The following is a 17,868-nucleotide window of genomic DNA, read 5'->3' as shown; positions in this document are numbered from 1 at the left end:
CCGTGTGCGCCGACGCCGCGGCGGGCTGCCCAGCACGTCCAGGCACACTGGTGGGGTGCGAAGAAAGACCGAGACACCTTCGGCGGGGAAGCCGAGTGCACCCCGCGGACCGCTGCGCCCGGTCGAAATAGCCTCGATCGCGATCTTCGGCGGGCTGGCCGTGGCCGCCGTCGTCATCGCCGCGGTCATCCCGCTCGCCAGTGCGGTGCGCGTACTCGCCCCGGTGCCGCTGGCCCTGATCGCCGCCCGGACGCGCCCGCGCGCCACCGTCGCGGCGGCGGTCGCGACCACCGGGGTGGCCTTCGCGATGGCCGGCAGCGGTGCCGCGCTGTCGGTGTTCGGCTCGGCGGTCCTCGGTGGCATCATCGGCGAACTCAAACGACGCGGCCGTGGCGTGCCGGCGATGCTGGCCGCGGCCACCATCGTGGCGCCCGTCGTGGCCGCGGTGACCGTGCTGATCCTGCTGATCCTCAAGCCCCTGCGCGAGCTGGTGCTGGCCGCGTTGTCCAACTCCCTCGAGGGCGCGGCCCGGTGGATCGGGAAGATCCCGTCGATCGGGGACGGAATCGCCCACGGACTCACCAGCTTCCGCACCAGCATCGTCGACTGGTGGTGGTTGTGGATTCTGGTGTCGGGGGCGGTCGGCACCTTCCTGACCATCGTGGTGGCCTGGTGGATTCTGGGCGCGGTGATCGAGCGGCTCTCCGACGTGCCCAGCGAGGACACCCTCGACGCCGGTGACGCGGAGGTCACCATCGGTGACGACACCGTCATCGCCCCCTTGCCGATGACCCTGCGCGACGTCGAGTTCTCCTACGAACCCGGCGGTCGGCGCATCCTGCGCGGCATCGACATGACCATCGAGCCGGGCGAGTTCATCGCCGTTGTCGGCGCCAACGGATCGGGCAAGTCGACGCTGGCCAAGATCCTGGCCGGACGACATCCGTCGGCGGGCACCCTGACCCGTCCGGGTGCTGCGGGCCTCGGTCGCCTCGGCGGTACCGCCATGGTGTTGCAGCGCCCGGAGACGCAGATGCTGGGCTCCCGGGTCGCCGACGACGTCGTCTGGGGTCTGCCCGCGGGCGCCGACGTCGACGTCGAGGCGCTGCTCGCCGAGGTGGGACTGGCCGGCCTCGGTGAACGCGAGACCTCGGATCTGTCCGGCGGTCAGCAGCAGCGCCTGGCCATCGCCGGGGCGTTGGCCCGCAATCCCGCGTTGCTCATCGCCGACGAGGTGACCTCGATGGTCGACCCGCAGGGCCGCGAGGAGATCATGGCGCTGCTCACCGCGTTGCCGCGCACCCGCGGCGTCGCCGTCGTGTTGATCACCCACCGTGCCTCGGAAGCCTCGGCCGCCGACCGCGTCGTGCACATCGTCGACGGTCGGGCGGTCCCCGAATCGCCGACGTGGTTCCCCGCCGCCGGACCGGGCGGCGAGGCGCGGCCGGAGACCGTCGGTGAGACCCACGCGATCGGCCATCGCGCGCCGCTGTTGCGGCTGACCGACGTCGGGCACACCTATCTCGCGGGTTCGCCGTGGGAGGTACGGGCCCTGAGCGCGGTGTCGTTGACGGTCGATCGTGGTGACGGCCTGCTGATCGTCGGTGGAAACGGTTCGGGGAAAACAACTCTCGCGTGGATCATGGCCGGACTCATCGCGCCGTCGGAGGGCACGTGCGAACTCTCCGACGACGGTGACTGGGCCAAGGTCACCGGCAAGGTCGGTGAGGTGGGGCTGGCCTTCCAGCACGCGCGCCTGCAGATCCAGAAGCAGAACGTCGGCGAGGAGATCATGGCCGCCGGCGGTGAGAAGGTCGGTACCACCGAGGTGGCGCGGGCCCTGGAGTCGGTGGGACTGCCGCGTTCGATCGCCGCCGCCCGCACCGACTCGCTCTCGGGCGGTCAGATGCGCCGGGTGGTGCTGGCTGGTCTGCTGGCCCGCCGGCCGGAGGTGCTCGTCCTCGACGAGCCGCTGGCGGGTCTCGACCCCGGCGCCCGCACCGAGGTCATCGGCGTGCTCGCGGGATTGCGGCGGGCGGGTATGACGATCGTGATCATCTCCCACGACTTCGCCTCCCTCGGCGACGTGTGCGATCGCCGCGTCCACCTGGTGCGCGGTGTCCTCACCGAAGGCGGCACCGACCACGTCCACGACGGTCCCGCGCTCGACATCAACCCGCACGAGCCCGAGGTGACCGACGCCGCCCGGCCGACGCTGTTCCGCGGAAAGAGGTCTCACGAATGACGATGCGTACGGTGCCACTACGTCAGGTGCCCGGCGATTCGGTGATCCACCGGCTCTGGGCGGGCACGAAGCTCCTCGTGGTTCTCGTGCTCAGCGTGATGACCTGGGTGCTGCCGTCGTGGCCGGCACTCGGCATGGTCGCCGCGGTGCTGGTGATCACCGCGCTGATCGCCGGCATCCCCTTGGGCGCGATTCCCCGGCCGCCGTGGTGGTTCTGGGGGCTGTTGCTCCTCGGAGCGGCCGTCAATGCCGCGGTCAGTGTTGCCGCTGTGGTCGTGTTCGCGCGGGCCACCGCGTTGGGCCTGGTGCTGGTCGCCACCTCCATCCTGGTCATCTGGACGACGCCGCTGGCCGACGTCGCCCCCGCGATCGCGACGTTGATGCGCCCACTGCGATGGCTGCGGCTGCCCGTCGACGAGTGGGCCGTCTCGATCGCCCTGTGCCTACGTGGCCTGCCGATGCTCATCGAGGAGCTACGTCTGCTGCGCGCGGCACACCGGCTGCGACCGACCGCGCCGGCCGACTCCGGACACCCGGCCGCCGAGATGGGCATCATCGACATGGTGGTCGCGGCGATGAGTTCGGCACTGCGTCGTGCCGAGGAGATGGCCGAGGCGATCACCGCGCGCGGCGGCACCGGCCGCCTCACCGCCTACCCGTCCCGACCGCATCGGCGGGACTGGTTCGTGCTCGGCATCGTTGCCGTCGCCTGTGCCGGGGCGATCACGGCGACGGTGCTGCTGTAGTCGCCCCGGGCGGATCAGTTCGGGCACTGAGCGGTGAAGTGCCAGACCGTGCTTTCCGAATCTGTGGAGACCCGCACAGTGACCACCGAGGAAGAGCCCCGCGGTACTGCGACCCGGATACTTCCCGAGCCCGGTCCCGACAGGGGGCGATTGAACTTGTTCGCTGACTCGGAACCGCGCCATCCGGTGGTGGCGATCTGCTTGTTCTGATAGATCACATCGAACTTGTCAGGTTCGTCCTCCGCGTTGAAGTTTAGGACGAACGATGTCGGGCCGGTCCGACCGATACTCTTGGGGAAGTTCTGCGGTTCGGAAGCGAAACCTCCGGAGCGCGGCGTGTTTTCGACGTCGCAGGGCGTTACCGGGCCGCTATAGGCCGGGTCCTGTGTCCCGTCGGCCTGGGCCAGCCCGGGGGCGGCGACGGCCAAAGCGGCTGCGGACAGGGCGGTGGCGCAGAGGGCGCGCATGGTGCGAGAGGGCACGAGTTCTCCTTCGAGGGAACGTCACGGTGAACAGAGCAGTGCGACGCCAACCGCCTCGGGCATATCGCCGATATCGGTCGTTCGGTCCATTCATCTCTGTTCGGTGTCGTCCGTTCGGCCGAAAAATGCTCTATGGCACCAGAATTGGGGACACCAACGGTTTGCCGGGGCAACGATCGGGCCCTGCGTGGATCGGCCCGCACAACGGCGACGGCGGCCGACCCACGGAGGGTCGGCCGCCGTCGGCGGTGAAGACGAAGAACTCAGGCGGGGACGATGAGGCCCTTGCCCTGCGAGGTCGCCCGGCCGAAGCGCTCGGCGGCGTCGGCCCAGTTGACCACGTTCCACCAGGCCTTGACGTAGTCCGGCTTGACGTTCTGGTAGTCGAGGTAGAAGGCGTGCTCCCACATGTCGAGCATGACGACCGGGATGATCGCGGCGGGGATGTTGCCGCTCTGGTCGGTCAGCTGCAGGATCACGAGCTTGCCACCGATGGTGTCGTAACCCAGGATCGCCCAGCCCGACCCCTGCAGCGTGGTCGCCGCGGCGGTGAAGTGGGCCTGGAACTTGTCGAAGCCACCGAACTGGTCGTCGATGGCCGCGGCCAGGTCGCCCTCGGGCTTGTCGCCACCGTTCGGCGACAGGTTCTTCCAGAAGATCGAGTGGTTGGTGTGGCCACCCAGGTGGAACGACAGGGTTGCCGACAGTCCGTAGACCTTGCCGGCGATCGATCCGTCTGCACGAGCCTCGGCCAGCTTGTCGAGGGTGTCGTTGGCGCCCTTGACGTAGGTGGCGTGGTGCTTGTCGTGATGGAGCTCCATGATCCTGCCGGAGATGTGCGGCTCCAGTGCCGCGTAGTCGTACGGGAGATCCGGCAAGGTGTATTCGGCCACGGTAATCCTCTCTGCGCACATACCCCCTTGGGCACATGCCGTTCGGGTGTTGCTTTCACTATCGACGCGCGCGTGATCGCCCAGGGTGGACGCCGCCTCGCGGATGCTTCCAGCCTTCCCCAGTGTTTGTGGGAATGCAACAAACACGGCCCAACAAAGTTCAAGCAGGGTTGAGGTATTGACGAGGTGCGGTCAACGAGAATCCAAGAAGCGCAACGGATTTGCGGGATTCATACCGAGTATCGCTTCGCTGTGAGCGGATCGCTCCGGATGGTGCCCCCTCACCAGAGGGCGAGCGCGACGAGCAACACGACGAGCGCGAAGATGCTCAGACCGATGCCGATGCACGACGAGCGAACGTTGTAGGTGGGGCGGGGAATCGACTGGCCACGCGTGAGCGACGGACGAACATCGTGGGTCGCATCAGTGGCCATCGTCGTCCTTACGGGTATGCGGGTCGCGTGGTGGACCAGGGGCCTCGGGGCTGTCGAGTCGGACTTCTCAGTGACGGATATCACAGCCGTCTTCGCCATCATAAACACACGGGCAGTTCGGGCTCAACTTCGCCCCCGGCGACCCGCGTAGACTCGACGGCATGTCGTGGCTTGACGAGCTCCTCACCTCCCGCTCCGGAAAACAGCAGCTGATCTCGGCCGATGCGGCGTTGCCGGGTCGTGCGACGCCGGTCCCGCTCGCCGCGGAGAACATCGTGTTGCACCACCCGATGCGTGGTGAATCCGCCGACGACGGTCCCGGTATCGGCGTCTTTCCCGACGGGCTCGTGGCGGTGGTCCTGGCCGGCGGTTGCTTCTGGGGTATCGAGGAGATCTTCTGGCAGGTTCCGGGGGTGTGGACCACCGCGGTCGGCTACGCCGGCGGTTACACGCCCAACCCGACCTACGAGGAGACCTGCACCGCTCGCACCGGGCACACGGAGTCGACGCTGGTCGTCTTCGATCCCACGCAGGTCAGCCTCGAGAAGATCCTGCAGATCTTCTGGGAGAACCACGACCCGACGCAGGAGATGCGGCAGGGCAACGACATCGGCACTCAGTACCGTTCGGCGATCTTCACCCTCTCCGATGCCGACGCCGAGACGGCCACGGCGAGTGCGGCCACCTTCCAGAAAGCACTCGACGCCGCCGGTCTGGGGCCGATCACCACCGAGATCGCAGCGCTCGAGCGGGCCGGTGACGGGCATTTCTACTACGCCGAGGACTATCACCAGCAGTACCTCGCGAAGAACCCGCACGGGTATCGCTGCCACGCGGCCACCGGCGTCACCTACCCGGCCTGATCCGCGGCGGTGCCCCCATCCATCACCGCGGGGCAGTGGAATCGCACACTGCTGCGTCGTCAACACCTGCTCGCCCGCGCCGACGAGGACGCCATCGAGGTGATCGACCGGCTCGTCGGCATACAGTCACAGGACCCGAAAGCCGCTTTCTTCGGATTGCAGTGCCGCATCGAGGGTTTCGAACCCGACGAACTCGATGAGCTGCTCACCGACCGGGAGGTCGTGCGCATCGCGTTGCTGCGCGGCACCGTCTTTCTCGTCGACGGCGCCGACGCCCGCTGGATTCGTCCGCTCGCGCAGCCGGTCCTCGACGGCGAACTGCGGTCGGCGCACGCCTCGAAGCTCGCGTCGAGCACCCCGGCGGCAGTGATCGATGATGCCTGGGAGTTGTTGCGCGACCGCCCGATCGGCGGCGACGAGCTCGGGCGCGCTCTCGCCGAACGACATCCCGGGGAGAAGCCGTCGACGCTGACCGGGATGGCGCGATGTGCGCTGCCGCTCGTGCAGGTCCCGCCACGCGGACTCTGGCAAGGCGGTGGCCGCCCGACCTATGCGCTTCTCGACGACTGGATCGGTCCCGGCGAGCCTGCTCTCGACGGCGAGGAGGCGCGCCGCGAACTGGTCCGGCTCTACTTGCGCGGCTTCGGCCCGGCGTCGGTCGCCGCGATCGGAAAGTGGTCGGGGCTCAAGGGGTTACGTCCGCTCGTCGAACAGATGGAACGCGAGTGGGAGCTGGCCGCCTACACCGGACCGCAGGGGCAGACGCTCTACGACCTGGAAGGTCTCGACCTCGCCGACGAGGACGAGCCCGCGCCCGTCCGGTTGATCGCGCCGTTCGACCACGTCCTCGTTGCCCAAGGTGATCGGGCCCGCATCGCCGACGACGACCTGTTTGCACGGACCGTCACCCCCAACGGGCGCTCGCCGGGCTTCGTCCTCATCGACGGCCGGCTGGCCGGCACCTGGCGGATACCGCCGGGCACCGAGACCGTGGAGACCGACCTTTTCGGCACTCCGAGCCGCGGGGCGCGGGCCGAACTCGACGAGGAGCTCTCCCGGATCGAGGAGTGGGTGCGCGGCAGCCGCATCGATGGTGCGGAGCCGTCCGATGTCACTGACCCGTCCGCGGATTCCGGTCGGTGATGCAGTAATACCTACCGGCCGGATCGGCCATCACCGTCCACGACGGGTGCCGCGCCACGACGCGGGCACCCCAATCCTCGTGCCGGCCCACCTCGTCGTCGACCGATGTGGTGGCCAGATCGAGATGCGCCGACGCGCGCGTGGCATCCTCGAGGTCGGTATCAGAATCCAAGCGCTGCAGAAGGATTCCCAGACTCAATGCCGGATTGCGGCGCAGCGCGAGGAACTCCGCACGTGCCCGCGGCTGGGCCGGCCAGCCGGTCAACAGTGACCAGAAGACGACCTCGCGATCGAACAGCGGTGCAGGTACATCGATACAGATCTGGTCGATGATCGAGATCGTGTCCTCCGGCCATCGGATCGGACGCGCCCGGCGGGGTGAACCCACCGCGGGCACCAGGCAGAAGCGCATGCCGGCGGGGGAGTCGTAGACCAGATGGGTCGGGTGATCGGCGACCAGGATCGCGCCCAACTCGCCGGCCTCGATCGCCGCGGCCCGCGGATCGTCGACATGGATGTCGAGGTGAACGCCACCGTCGCCGTCGTGCACGCGCTGCACCCGCAGGTGGGCGTCGCCGCTGAACGGCTCGAGCGTGGCGAACTCGCGGTGTTCACCGCGTGGGGGTGACACTGTTGATCCGGTGATCGCGCGCCAATAGGTGACCTCGGTCCCGAATTGCGACGCTCCGAAGTCCAGGAACGCCGTGAGCCAGCGGATCTGCACGTCAGCAGTCTAGGGTGCCGACCCAACGCGAACGATGCCCTAGGCTCGGTGGGATGAGCCGTGGACCGCTGGGGCGGATTGCGAAGAAGCTGGCGCACAAGCGGTCGGACAAGGTTGCCGTCGTGCGCCTGGACGGGGTGATCGGCCACGGCGGGCCGGGGCGGCCGGGATTGTCGACGACGAGCGTCGAGCCGATTCTCACGCGTGCCTTCGACATCGAGCATCTGCGCGCGGTCGTCATCGTCATCAATTCCCCCGGCGGGTCGCCGACGCAGTCGGAGTACATCGCCGAACGCATCCGGCAGCTCGCGTCGGAGAAGGGCGTGCGCGTCCTGGCGTTCTGCGAGGACGTCGTCGCCTCCGGCGGTTACTGGATCGCGTGTGCGGCCGACGAGATCTACGCTGCCCATACCTCGCTCGTCGGCTCGATCGGTGTGGTGTCGTCCGGATTCGGGTTCGTCGACGTCCTCGGTCGGCTCGGGGTGGAACGGCGTCTGTACTCGGCCGGTGAGAACAAGGTGCGGCTCGACTCCTTCTCGCCGGAGAAGGCCGACGACGTGGAGTGGCTGCAGGGTTTGCAGCACCAACTCCACGACACGTTCATCCGGTGGGTGCGCCAGCGCCGCGGCAAACGACTGTCCGCCGCAGACGAGGTCCTGTTCACGGGGGACGTGTGGATCGGCGAGCGGGCCGTCGAAATCGGACTCGTCGACGGCGTCGGGGTCATGCGATCGGTGGTGGCCGAGCACTACCCCGACGCCGAGATCACCGTCGTCGACACTCCCAAACCGTTGCTCACGCGGATCGTCGGCGATCAGGTCCGGGCATCGGTGGTCGCCGAGGAGCTGATCGGCGGCGCGGTGAGTGCGCTCGAACGTGCGAGCGCGGTGCGCCTACGCTGACCCGGGCCGACGCCCTGCCGATGCGACATCGGGCCGATACACGCGCTGATGTGATGCGAATCATCCGTCCGGCCGACTGTTGTCCCCACGTTATCCACAGGTGATGGGGATGAATGTGAACTGCGCATTTCGCTCATGCGCTGCACTGTCGTGAACTGTTTGACGCGCTGCTGTTGCGAACTCGTGACCGTCGTCACACTGGGTCGGTTGACCGTGTCCAGTTCTCCACAGATTCCACAGTCTCATCCACACCTTGATGGTCTTCTGTGCCGCAGGTCACAGCGGGAGTGGAAGTGCATGTGGATAGCGTTATGCAGACCTACATAGAGCGCCGGTCGGGTTTGGACGAATGTCAAGTCGGGGTGTAGTACGTCGACTCGACGGCCGAACCGGTCCCTCGGAGGTGACCACCTTCGTGCGGCGGCGCGGTCGGCATCGCCGCGCTTGTGCGACGATGGATCGGTGAGCATGGGCGAGATTCCACAGGTTCCCGTGACCGAGCTGCCGGATGACTTCAGCACCGCCACCGACAAGGTACTGCTCGATGTCCGCGAGGATGACGAGTGGGCCGACGGTCACGTCCGCGGCGCCGTGCACATCCCCCTCGGAGAGGTCCCCGGGCGACTCGACGAGATCGATCCCGACACCGACCTCTACGTCATCTGTCACTCCAGTGGTCGGTCGATGCGCGTCCTGCAGTACCTGCTGCAGGTCGGCTATGACGGCAGCTGTGTGCGTGGCGGGATGCTGGCCTGGCGCGAGAACGGCAAGCCGGTGGAGTCCGGATCGGGGCCGGTCTGAGGATGCTCGACCTCTGCCCGCGTTGCCGAATCCAGGCTCCGCACCGCGACGGACGCGACCGCTGTCCCCGGTGCGGCGGTCCGCTGACCCTCGTGGCCTCCGACGTCGAGGCCACCGCGGTCGTCGCCGCCTACCAGCAGTCGCCCAGCGCGCCGCCGCGTCCCGCCGCCTACAGCCCTCCGGCCCGGCAGCCGTCCGGTACGCGACCACCGTCCGGTCCGCCGCGGATGTACGGCGGCCGTCGAGTGCGATGGGTGGCCCGCCGCCCGGCCGACACCCTGCCGCCACCGCGACCGCCACGGCGCACCGGCCCGCAGCTGATCCCGCGGTACGTCTACCTTCCTCGGTGGGGTCTCGTCGACACCCCGGTCACCGAGGACGAACCGCGCAACTCTCCCGCCCGCCTGGGGATGGCACTGACCGGCGCCCTGCAGATCGCCGGGGCCGCGTTCGTCGCGTCGACGTGCGCGCACCTGCTCCGTTATCTCCTGCTGGTGATCAACCGGTCGACGACGCTGCCCGGCTGGCTGATCGGCCTCAGCACGGTGCTGGTGTTGGCCGCCGGACTGCTGGCGCTCGCCGGATTCGTCTATACGACCGTCGTCTTCGTCCGGTGGCTGTTGGCTGTGCGGACCGAAACATACGGCGCGCGAGGATTTTTCGACTCGCGGTCGCGGTGGCAGAGCATTCCGCTGGCCGCGATTCCACTCGTCAACGTCGCCGGTGCCGCGTTGCTGTTACGTGAACCCGCCGAGATGCTCGACGACGTCGCGCGCCGCGCCGCGCGTACCCGGCTGCACAAGCTCTGGGTGGGTTGGACGGTGGTCAACGCGATCGCGGTGCTCACCGTGATCACCTGGTGGGTGGGCGCGGCATCCGGCTCCATCCAGACCGGAGCGAACGCCCTGTTCATGGTTGTCCTCACCGCGGCGGTCTCGGCGGCGTTCGCCTTCTGGGCCGCTCATCGGCTGCCCGCGGCGTTCTCGGGGAGCTCCGCCGAACCGAAAGTCCCCGCACACCGATGGGTGGTGGTCGCATGAACCTCGCCGAGCAGGTCTCGCGGTCGGGTAAACCGGCCGTCGTCGCGCATCGCGGTGCGTCTGCGGATGTGGCCGAACACACCTTGGCCGCTTACGAACTCGCGCTCGAACAAGGTGCCGACGGGCTCGAGTGCGACGTCCGCCTGACCGCCGACCACGAGTTGGTCTGCATTCACGACCGCACGGTGGACCGCACCTCCGACGGCACCGGCATCGTCAGCGAGATGACGCTGGCGCAACTGCGCGAACTCGACTTCGGTAGCTGGCATGCCGGGGGTGGTCCGGCCAAGGTCCTGACCCTCGCCGAATTGCTGACCCTGACCCTCGACTGGCGTCGCCCGGTCCGGTTGTTCATCGAGACCAAGCATCCGGTGCGCTTCGGCAGCCTCGTCGAACAACAGCTGCTGGCGACCCTGCACGACTTCGGTGTGGCGACCCCGCCGTCGGCGGATCACAGTCGGGCCGTGGTCATCTCGTTCTCTTCGGCGGGGGTGTGGCGAATCCGCCGGCACGCGCCGATCCTGCCGACCATCCTGCTCGGCGAGACTGCGCGCGTCCTCGGCGGCAGCGCCGCGACCGCCGTCGGCGCCACCGGCATCGGCCCGTCGGTGGAGACGCTGCGGATGCATCCCGAACTCGTCGACAAGGCAGCCGCCGCGGGCCGCGTCACCTACTGCTGGACCGTCGACGAGGCGGCCGACGTCCAGCTGTGTGCCGACCTCGGAGTCCGCTGGATCGCCACCAACCACCCACAGAAGGTGCGCGACTGGCTCGTCACCGTCGACTGACGTGCAGCAGGCGCACGCGTCGGCGTCGTCGGCGTCCGTGAGAGGGTGGTCCCATGGGCAAGAAGAGCAAACGGGGTAGCGGGCCGCGTCCGGGAAGTAATCGAGCCGAGCGGGTGGCCGCACGCAAGGCGCGGGCGGCGGCAGCGCTCGCGCCGTCGCCGCGCCCGTTCGCCGGCCTCGCCGCCGAGTGCGACCTGGTGGCGTTGCGCGCCTTCGTCCCGTCGGCGACCGCGGTGCTCGACCTCATCGAGCCGGGACCACCGCAACCGGAGTTGACGTCGGTGATGCCCGACGACACCACGCCAATTCCGCCGGCACCGGATGCGACGCGCAACAATGTCGTGCTGGCCACCATCCTGCCCGGCGCGGTCGCGGCGATCACCCGTGAAGTACGCGGCGCCACAGAGGGTTTGGCGGCGCTACAGACCGACCCCGACCCCGACGACCTGAATCGGGCGCTCGCGGCCGCCATCGAATGGGCCGCACACACCGGTCCCGGCAACGAGTACCGGCACACCGGGGAGGAGGCCGACGGCCCCGAGCTCGCCGACATCCTCGACGTCGATGCGCAGTTGCCGATCATCGTGCACAACGACTTCTCATGGTGGTTCCCGCCGGGCAACGAGGTGCCGCCGGAGATCGCGGCGATGCTCGAGCGCGCCAACGAGACCGTGTTGCCCACCGCACGCATGCACGTCGACAGCGGCAACGGGGCGCCTTGGTGGGTCGATGCCGGAGAACGAGCCCACCTGCGCTGGGTCCGACCCGAACCGGAGGACGACGTCATGACCGCCCTCGCGCGTCTGCACGCCGCGGGGCGGCTGACCCTGGGTGAGGGCTCGCGGTTCGCTGGATCGTTCCGCACCCACGGACTGCTGGTGCCAGTGTTCGACCTCGACAACGAGCGTCATCACGAGGAGTGGTACGACGCGCTGGATCAGTTCGACGGGTGGCTCACCGATGCGCTCGCCGAGACCACTGAGCTGACCATCGAGGAACGCAGTTCGCGCGACGGCATCCGCGGTCGGCAGGTCACGCTGCGCTGAGGCGGAGCGCAGCGGTGTGTCAGATGCGTGGCAAGCGCGCCCGCGCGCGGGTGCGGCGTCGACGCGAGGCGGCGGCACCGAAGGTGACCAGGACGATCGCCACGATCGCCGCGGCCAGGCTCGCCGATGGCCACCAGCGGGCGAAGCCGTCGGCGATGGCACTGCCGCTGGCCGAATGCGACCACGTACTCGCCCCCAGCAGGAACGCCACGGCCAGGAAGGTCACGGCCGTTCCGTACACCGCTGCCATGGCGGCGAACCAGCGTGGCACCGTGGTGCGTCGGTCGGCTCGGGAGCTGATGCCTCTCTGAGGGTTCATACGCGATGAAGCCATGGGCCCACCCTGCCCGACGCTGCTGAAGAATGGCTGAATATCGGCAGAGTTTCTTTCCGATCAGGGAACGAAACCGACTATTCGGACTTCGGGCAGGGTGGATGACGGCGGATCGTCAGAGGTTGCCGCCGGCCGCGGTGGGGGCCGTGGCATCGGGTGCGGCCGGGCCGTTCACCTCGCGCTCGACGAAGTTCTCCATATCGAACAGGTTGCCGTTGGCGCGCTCGGCGATGGTCTGCAGCGTCGTCATCGTGGCGACCTCCTCGACCTGCTCCTTGAGGAACCACTGCATGAACTGCTCGCCGAGGTAGTCGCCGCTGTCGCGGGCCGACTTGGCCAGGTCGACGATCTGCTGCGTCACCCGGCGTTCCTGCTCGAGAGCCAGGTCGATGGGTGACCGGTAGTCAGCGAAATCGTTTCGCGGAGCATCGATTCCGGGGATCTCCACCTCCATGTCGCGGTCGAGGAAGTACTGCACGACCATCATCGCGTGGTTGCGTTCTTCGACGGCCTGCGCATAGAAGTGCTTGGCCAGCTGCGGCATGTCGTGGTTGTCGTAGTAGACCGCGACGGCGATGTACTGCTGCGACGCGGCGAACTCATTGCCGATCTGATCGTGCAGCAACTGGTGGAACTTGGTGCGTTCGGGAGTGCTCATAGCGGACAGGGTAGAGGGCGTGAGCAGGGCATTTCATCCCAGTGAAGCCTTAGAAAGGCAAGTCTCGCCTACCTTTTGGGCTTCCCTGATCGGGTCAGCCGGCTGGTTGGTTGAGATATTCCTGGGGGATCTGCCGGCCCTGACGCAGAGCGTCGAAGAACTGTTTTGTCGTGTCGTCGACGGCCAACGAACTGCCGTCGTCGGTGTCGACGGGACCTCCGTTGGGGGTGGTGATCGTCTGCGGTGAACTGCGTAGCCACCACGCGAGCCGGGCGAGATCCCAGATGTGCGTGCCGTTGTCGACGGTCAGGGTGTCGACCGTGCCGTTGACGAACGGGAACAACCGGAACGGATTCAACAGCACCGACGGGCTGGTCGCCTTGGCCATCAACGCCGCCAAGAACTTTCGTTGGTTCTGCACGCGCATGAGGTCGGCGTCGGCGAAGGCGCGGGTGCGCACGAAGCCCAATGCCTGTGTGCCGTTCAGGGTCTGGCAGCCGGCCTTCAGGTTCAACCCGGCCTTGGGGTCTCGCAGTGGGGTGTCGATGCACATGTGTACGCCGCCGACGGCGTCGACGAGGGTGTCGAACCCGCCGAATCCGATCTCGGCGTAGTGGTCGATGTGCACCCCGGACAGTCCTTCGACGGTCTGTATCAACAGTGTCGGGCCGCCGAAGTTGAAGGCGGCGTTGATCTTGTGGCTGCCCTGCCCGGGAACCGGGACGTAGAGATCACGCGGGATGCTGATGATCGTCGCCTTCCCCGACGGGGGCTTGTAGATCAACATCATGGTGTCGGTGCGCGCTCCCGAGTCGTCACCGGTGGACAACTGTTTGCGTTGCTCCTCGGTGAGGCCGCTGCGCGCATCGGTGCCGACGATCAGCCAGGTGGTCCCCGGGGTGCTCGCGGGCTTGCCGGCGTACGGGGCGAGTGCGTCGACCCGGTGCAGTTTGGAGTCGTAGTAGAACATCAACGCCACCGGCGTGATCACCACGACGAGCAGCAGCACCAGCAGGATGGTTCCGACCCTGCGGCGGGTCAATCGTCGAGTGCCACGCGGACGACGCAGCGCGCGTTTGCGGCGTTCGGGTTCATTGGGGGCGACCGGACGTGGGGCGTCGGGACGCGGCCTGCGCGGCGGCGCGTCGGAGGCCGAACGGCTCTGCGCCGGCACAGGCTTGCGGGTCGGGCGCTCGCGCCCGGGGATCGGCTCGGGCTGTTGTGGTGGCGCGTACCCGGGGACACCCGAATAGGCCTTCGGTGGTTCGTAGACATCACCGCGCGGACGGTTCGGTGGCGCGACCCGGCGCGTCGGGTCGGCGGCATCGGGTGCTGGAGGTGTGGAGCGTCCGGACGGTCGCGGGTTCTGCGGAACCGGGGGTCGGCGATCGGCGCCACGCGGGAACTGGCTAGGCGGGTACGGGCCCCGGGGGCCCTGGTGCGGTGGGGGCGGTCCCATCGGTGCCGGATTCCGCCGCGGCGGGGCGGGTGGAGGACCGCCGCGTCGTCCCGCATTCGGCGGTTCTGGCTGGTTCACCTCATTGAATGTACCGACGGCTCAGGCGTGTCCGTGTCATTCGTGCGGTTGTGTTCGGGGTCGTTGACGCAGCGGGCGCAGCTCATCCCACCCACGACAGGTGGTTGTGCAGCAGTGCATATCCGACAAATGCGACGACGTCGATGACGGCGTGCGCGATGACCAGCGGCCATACCCGGTTGGTGAGCTGGTAGTACCGGCCGAAGATCAGTCCCATCACCACGTTTCCGATGCCCGCGCCGACGCCCTGGTACAGGTGATATCCGCCACGCAGGATCGCGCTGGCGGCCAGTGACCCGTTCTCCGACAGTCCGAGTTGGCGCAGTCGCGTGATGAAATACGCGACGACGACGATCTCCTCGGCGGCCGCGTTCCCGATCGCGAGCAGGATGTAGAGCACCCAATGCCACCACGGCCCGGGCTCGCTGGGGACGAGGTGCGCGTTGATACCCAGTGCGCGGGCGGCCGCCACCAATCCGAGGCCAGGCAGGCCGATGACTGCGGCCAGCAGCAGGCCGGGCGGGATGTCGGGGGTGCGAATGCGGCCGAGGCCCACACGGCCGAGGATGACGCCGCCGCGCCACAGCAGATACGCGCCCAGCGCAGCGATCGCATACAGGCGGACGGCGCTCATGAGTTGTCGGAGGAAATCGATCGCGCCGACCGTGGACTGGCTGGGATTGAGTGCCACCGTCGCGTTGCCGACGCCGCTGGTCATCTGCAGCTCGATCAGCGACAGGATTGCCGAGATCGCCGAGAAACCGAAGGTGAGGATGCCGACGATCACCAACTCGATGATCAGCCCGCGGCGCTCGCGCTGGTCGGTGACCACGTCGACGACCTGCTGGGCCGCGGGACGCACGAGGGACGAGAGTCGCATGAGACGTCAGCCTACGGGGCGGGTGTGTGAGGCGCGGAGATCTGAAGGGTAGGGGTGCTGGTGGGACGTTGTGTGCGGTCGGTCGCCTGTTTTCAGTCATCGGGTGAGGTATCCGAGCGCGGCGACCTGGGGTTTTGTGCCGAGGCTACTTCGGGAATGACTGAAAACAGGCGAGAAGGGGGAGACGTGGGGCGATGCCCGGTACCCAGTGAGCCGATGAGTCAGGTGTATCGAGGTGGTTCGCTCGTGGGCTCGTCCACGACGACGTCGATCCGAGTGTCCGAAAGCAACTCGTCGACGGCCCGGGTGTTTGCGCCGATGCTTGCGAAATGTGGGTCGACGTCTTTGGTGATGCACCAGGCGCGATCGCTCGGCCAGATGAACGAAGGTAGTGGCAGCAGCTTCTCCAGAGGCGGCCGTTGGTGCGCACCTGGCTCACTTGGTTCGGTCGACGCGAAAAGATCTGAGCTGCCGCGAAATAGGTAGTAGCTGCGGACGATCGTCTCGGAATCAAATACCCCGCCGCGCAGGTCCACCTTCGCGGCGGTTGTCGACTTGTACTCCGGATAGGGCCACCCCTCCCAGATCAGGAAGTAGCAGTCGTCGGGAGTGCCGGTGTGGCTTCGCAGGAGTGACGTCGCGACGGCAACCTGCCACAGTTCGGTTGGGCCAGAGGCTATGTCGTCGGGAATCACGGCATCGCTCTCGCGCTGACCGACATAGGCGGGATCGGGGATGAACCGAAGACGCGCGGTCTGTTCATACCCGAGTGGACCGCGTGCCGTCAGGTCATACCACTCGCGGTCCTGATCAAGGATCCACTGCGCCGCCGCCTCATCAGAGCACGGCTGTACCGACATGTGCTGGATCCTCTCCTCGGGTGTCCTCGTTCAGCGACTGCGAATGTTGTTTGCCCGGTACGGGTATCCGTCCTGGCCCTTGTTCTCGTACTCGAACTCCACCTTTTGCCCAGGGGTCAGGGAGCGGAAGCCGTCGCCGACGACCTCGCTGAAGTGCGCCCACGCACCACCCGGTGTGGCCACGGAATCGAGCACACCCCAACCATCCTCGCCGTGCCAGACGCGAACGGTACCCACGGTGCTGGGCAGACTCGGTTTCTCCACGCGCGGAACCTGCGAGTCGTCGATGGAATCTTCACGCATCGTCGTCAAGCCGTCGGGTCCGGCTTTGCCGACGCTGTTCCACAACGTTCCCGAATACGGAGAGGGAGAACGCTTCCGCGGGGTGACTCCGACCGGCCACACGGCGTGGACGACGAAATCGCATCCGTTCACCGGGGTTTCGGCACGTGAGTATTCGAACTCCACCTCGGTTCCCGGCCGGAAACCCAACAGGGGCCCAACGCTGTGGTCGGCGACAGCTTCGCCCCTGATCCGGAACGAGTCAGCCGAGGCGGCACCCGGCAGGGAAGGGGATTCGACGATGCCCCAGCCCTCGGCCTGGTGCCAGACGGTGACCACTCCTGTTGTCGACATTCCTTCACCGTAAGTCTGGAAGCGATTCGGTGAAAGTGGTTTTCGGTCGATGCCGATTAACCGGGCTGCTACCTCACCCGGCAAACGCGGAGCGCACCGCCGACTCGTCGCCGTCGATCTTGATCAGCGACAGCATCAGTGCGTCGTCGAGAGTGAAGGCGCCTGCGGCCAGTCCGAGGATGTAAGCAGGCTCGGCACGCACCGTGGCGACGAGGTCGCGACCGGCGTGCGGCAAGACCTCGAATCCGTAACGCGTCGTTCGCAATTGCAGCGGTTCGTCACCCACGTCAAGCCCGATAGTCGGGGCCGAGCGGTCGGTCACGCGCCTGTCGAGCAACGCCGGAACGGCGAGGGCCAGCCATTCGAGCCGGAATTCGTCGCCCTCAGGGCCGCGGATCATCAACGGAGTCGACCAGCGGATGAAGCCTTCGATCGGTTCGCGTAGCTGCGCGCCCCACGGCGTCAACGCGTACTCGACGGTGCTGCCCGTGCCCGTCAGGCGGCGCTCGAGAACGCCGGCGGTCTCGAGGTCGCGGAGTCGACCGGCGAGCAGGTTGGTCGCGATGCCGGGAAGCCGGTCGAGGAGATCGCGATAGCGAGCCGGGGACATCAGAAGTTCGCGAACGATCAGCAGGTTCCATCGGTCGCCGACCACTTCGAGCGATCGAGCGAGCCCGCAATACTGGCCGTAGCTACGCATGCGCTTGATATTCTCAAGTGAAGAATAGTTAGTCAAGTGATTTCGCCGGAGCGGTCGTCGCAGCCACCGCTCGATCCCGTCGATCGCCTGTTTTCAGTCATTTTGAAAGTAGGCGCGAGATCTGACCTGGGCTTTTGCGCCATAGCTACTTCGGGA

The 17,868-nt window shown here is 67.5% G+C and carries 20 protein-coding genes; 9 read left to right on the top strand and 11 right to left on the bottom strand.

The window, feature by feature from the left end:
• Positions 1-55 precede the first annotated feature (55 nt).
• Both P3L18_RS07115 and P3L18_RS07110 read left to right on the top strand, forming a co-directional pair.
• A complete protein-coding gene (locus P3L18_RS07115) occupies positions 56-2,245 on the top strand; it encodes an ATP-binding cassette domain-containing protein (RefSeq protein ID WP_276113716.1) in 2,190 nt (729 codons plus the stop codon).
• Positions 2,242-2,991, top strand: coding sequence for an energy-coupling factor transporter transmembrane protein EcfT (locus tag P3L18_RS07110; protein WP_006369151.1), 750 nt, complete (start codon positions 2,242-2,244; stop codon positions 2,989-2,991). Before P3L18_RS07115 ends, P3L18_RS07110 begins: the two co-directional genes overlap by 4 nt.
• Positions 2,992-3,005: 14 nt before the next feature.
• Here P3L18_RS07110 and P3L18_RS07105 read toward each other — a convergent pair whose 3' ends face one another.
• The 3 genes from P3L18_RS07105 to P3L18_RS07095 form a co-directional block, all read right to left on the bottom strand.
• Complete coding sequence (locus P3L18_RS07105; RefSeq protein WP_079928435.1) at positions 3,006-3,473, bottom strand: hypothetical protein; 468 nt, start codon at positions 3,471-3,473, stop codon at positions 3,006-3,008.
• 263 nt (positions 3,474-3,736) lie between these two features.
• Positions 3,737-4,366: a superoxide dismutase gene (locus tag P3L18_RS07100; RefSeq protein ID WP_006369159.1), complete on the bottom strand. Its 630-nt coding sequence runs from the start codon at positions 4,364-4,366 to the stop codon at positions 3,737-3,739.
• A gap of 281 nt (positions 4,367-4,647) precedes the next feature.
• Positions 4,648-4,800 (bottom strand): hypothetical protein, encoded by a 153-nt coding sequence (locus P3L18_RS07095; RefSeq protein ID WP_276113715.1) that lies wholly within the window; start codon positions 4,798-4,800, stop codon positions 4,648-4,650.
• A 161-nt stretch (positions 4,801-4,961) separates the two neighbouring features.
• On the opposite strand from P3L18_RS07095, the gene msrA reads away from it, so the two are divergent.
• Together msrA and P3L18_RS07085 are read left to right on the top strand one after the other, a co-directional pair.
• Positions 4,962-5,663 (top strand): peptide-methionine (S)-S-oxide reductase MsrA, encoded by a 702-nt coding sequence (gene msrA / locus P3L18_RS07090; protein WP_211542933.1) that lies wholly within the window; start codon positions 4,962-4,964, stop codon positions 5,661-5,663.
• A gap of 9 nt (positions 5,664-5,672) precedes the next feature.
• Positions 5,673-6,806 (top strand): winged helix DNA-binding domain-containing protein, encoded by a 1,134-nt coding sequence (locus tag P3L18_RS07085; RefSeq protein WP_276113714.1) that lies wholly within the window; start codon positions 5,673-5,675, stop codon positions 6,804-6,806.
• Here P3L18_RS07085 and P3L18_RS07080 read toward each other — a convergent pair.
• Positions 6,775-7,530, bottom strand: coding sequence for a VOC family protein (locus P3L18_RS07080; RefSeq protein WP_079928438.1), 756 nt, complete (start codon positions 7,528-7,530; stop codon positions 6,775-6,777). The two genes, P3L18_RS07085 and P3L18_RS07080, sit on opposite strands and share 32 nt — an antisense overlap.
• A gap of 53 nt (positions 7,531-7,583) precedes the next feature.
• Between P3L18_RS07080 and P3L18_RS07075 the strand changes: the two genes are divergently transcribed.
• The 5 genes from P3L18_RS07075 to P3L18_RS07055 all read left to right on the top strand — a co-directional run bounded on the left by P3L18_RS07075 (position 7,584) and on the right by P3L18_RS07055 (position 12,107).
• Positions 7,584-8,432, top strand: coding sequence for a S49 family peptidase (locus tag P3L18_RS07075; protein ID WP_276113713.1), 849 nt, complete (start codon positions 7,584-7,586; stop codon positions 8,430-8,432).
• Between the two features lie 468 nt (positions 8,433-8,900).
• Positions 8,901-9,233, top strand: a complete 333-nt coding sequence (locus P3L18_RS07070) for a rhodanese-like domain-containing protein (protein WP_006369165.1) — start codon at positions 8,901-8,903, stop codon at positions 9,231-9,233.
• Positions 9,234-9,325: 92 nt separating this feature from the next.
• Complete coding sequence (locus P3L18_RS07065; RefSeq protein WP_276113712.1) at positions 9,326-10,273, top strand: DUF4328 domain-containing protein; 948 nt, start codon at positions 9,326-9,328, stop codon at positions 10,271-10,273.
• Positions 10,270-11,061 carry a glycerophosphodiester phosphodiesterase gene (locus P3L18_RS07060; protein WP_276113711.1) on the top strand — a complete coding sequence of 264 codons (792 nt, stop codon included), beginning with the start codon at positions 10,270-10,272 and terminating at the stop codon, positions 11,059-11,061. The genes P3L18_RS07065 and P3L18_RS07060 overlap by 4 nt, the downstream gene beginning before the upstream one ends.
• Before the next feature lie 53 nt (positions 11,062-11,114).
• The gene (locus P3L18_RS07055; protein ID WP_276113710.1) at positions 11,115-12,107 is read left to right on the top strand and encodes a DUF5926 family protein; all 993 of its coding nucleotides are present in this window, start codon (positions 11,115-11,117) and stop codon (positions 12,105-12,107) included.
• Positions 12,108-12,126: 19 nt separating this feature from the next.
• Here P3L18_RS07055 and P3L18_RS07050 read toward each other — a convergent pair whose 3' ends face one another.
• The 7 genes from P3L18_RS07050 to P3L18_RS07020 form a co-directional block, all read right to left on the bottom strand.
• Positions 12,127-12,441 (bottom strand): hypothetical protein, encoded by a 315-nt coding sequence (locus P3L18_RS07050; protein WP_276113709.1) that lies wholly within the window; start codon positions 12,439-12,441, stop codon positions 12,127-12,129.
• Positions 12,442-12,556: 115 nt separating this feature from the next.
• Entirely contained in the window at positions 12,557-13,099 is a 543-nt protein-coding gene (locus P3L18_RS07045; protein ID WP_006369170.1) for a ferritin, read from the bottom strand.
• Between the two features lie 94 nt (positions 13,100-13,193).
• The gene (locus P3L18_RS07040; protein ID WP_276113708.1) at positions 13,194-14,273 is read right to left on the bottom strand and encodes an LCP family protein; all 1,080 of its coding nucleotides are present in this window, start codon (positions 14,271-14,273) and stop codon (positions 13,194-13,196) included.
• A gap of 445 nt (positions 14,274-14,718) precedes the next feature.
• A complete protein-coding gene (locus P3L18_RS07035; protein ID WP_079928444.1) occupies positions 14,719-15,516 on the bottom strand; it encodes a CPBP family intramembrane glutamic endopeptidase in 798 nt (265 codons plus the stop codon).
• 221 nt (positions 15,517-15,737) lie between these two features.
• On the bottom strand, positions 15,738-16,376 hold the full coding sequence (locus P3L18_RS07030) for a hypothetical protein (protein WP_276113707.1): 639 nt from the start codon (positions 16,374-16,376) through the stop codon (positions 15,738-15,740).
• Positions 16,377-16,406: 30 nt separating this feature from the next.
• Complete coding sequence (locus tag P3L18_RS07025) at positions 16,407-17,012, bottom strand: cold shock domain-containing protein (protein ID WP_026920406.1); 606 nt, start codon at positions 17,010-17,012, stop codon at positions 16,407-16,409.
• A 73-nt stretch (positions 17,013-17,085) separates the two neighbouring features.
• Positions 17,086-17,712, bottom strand: a complete 627-nt coding sequence (locus P3L18_RS07020) for a helix-turn-helix domain-containing protein (RefSeq protein ID WP_026920405.1) — start codon at positions 17,710-17,712, stop codon at positions 17,086-17,088.
• Between the last annotated feature and the right edge of the window lie 156 nt (positions 17,713-17,868).

Origin of the sequence: Gordonia sp. N1V (genome assembly GCF_029269935.1) — a bacterium.
Taxonomy (GTDB): Bacteria; Actinomycetota; Actinomycetes; order Mycobacteriales; family Mycobacteriaceae; genus Gordonia; species Gordonia polyisoprenivorans.
This window is presented reverse-complemented; position numbering and strand designations above follow the sequence as displayed.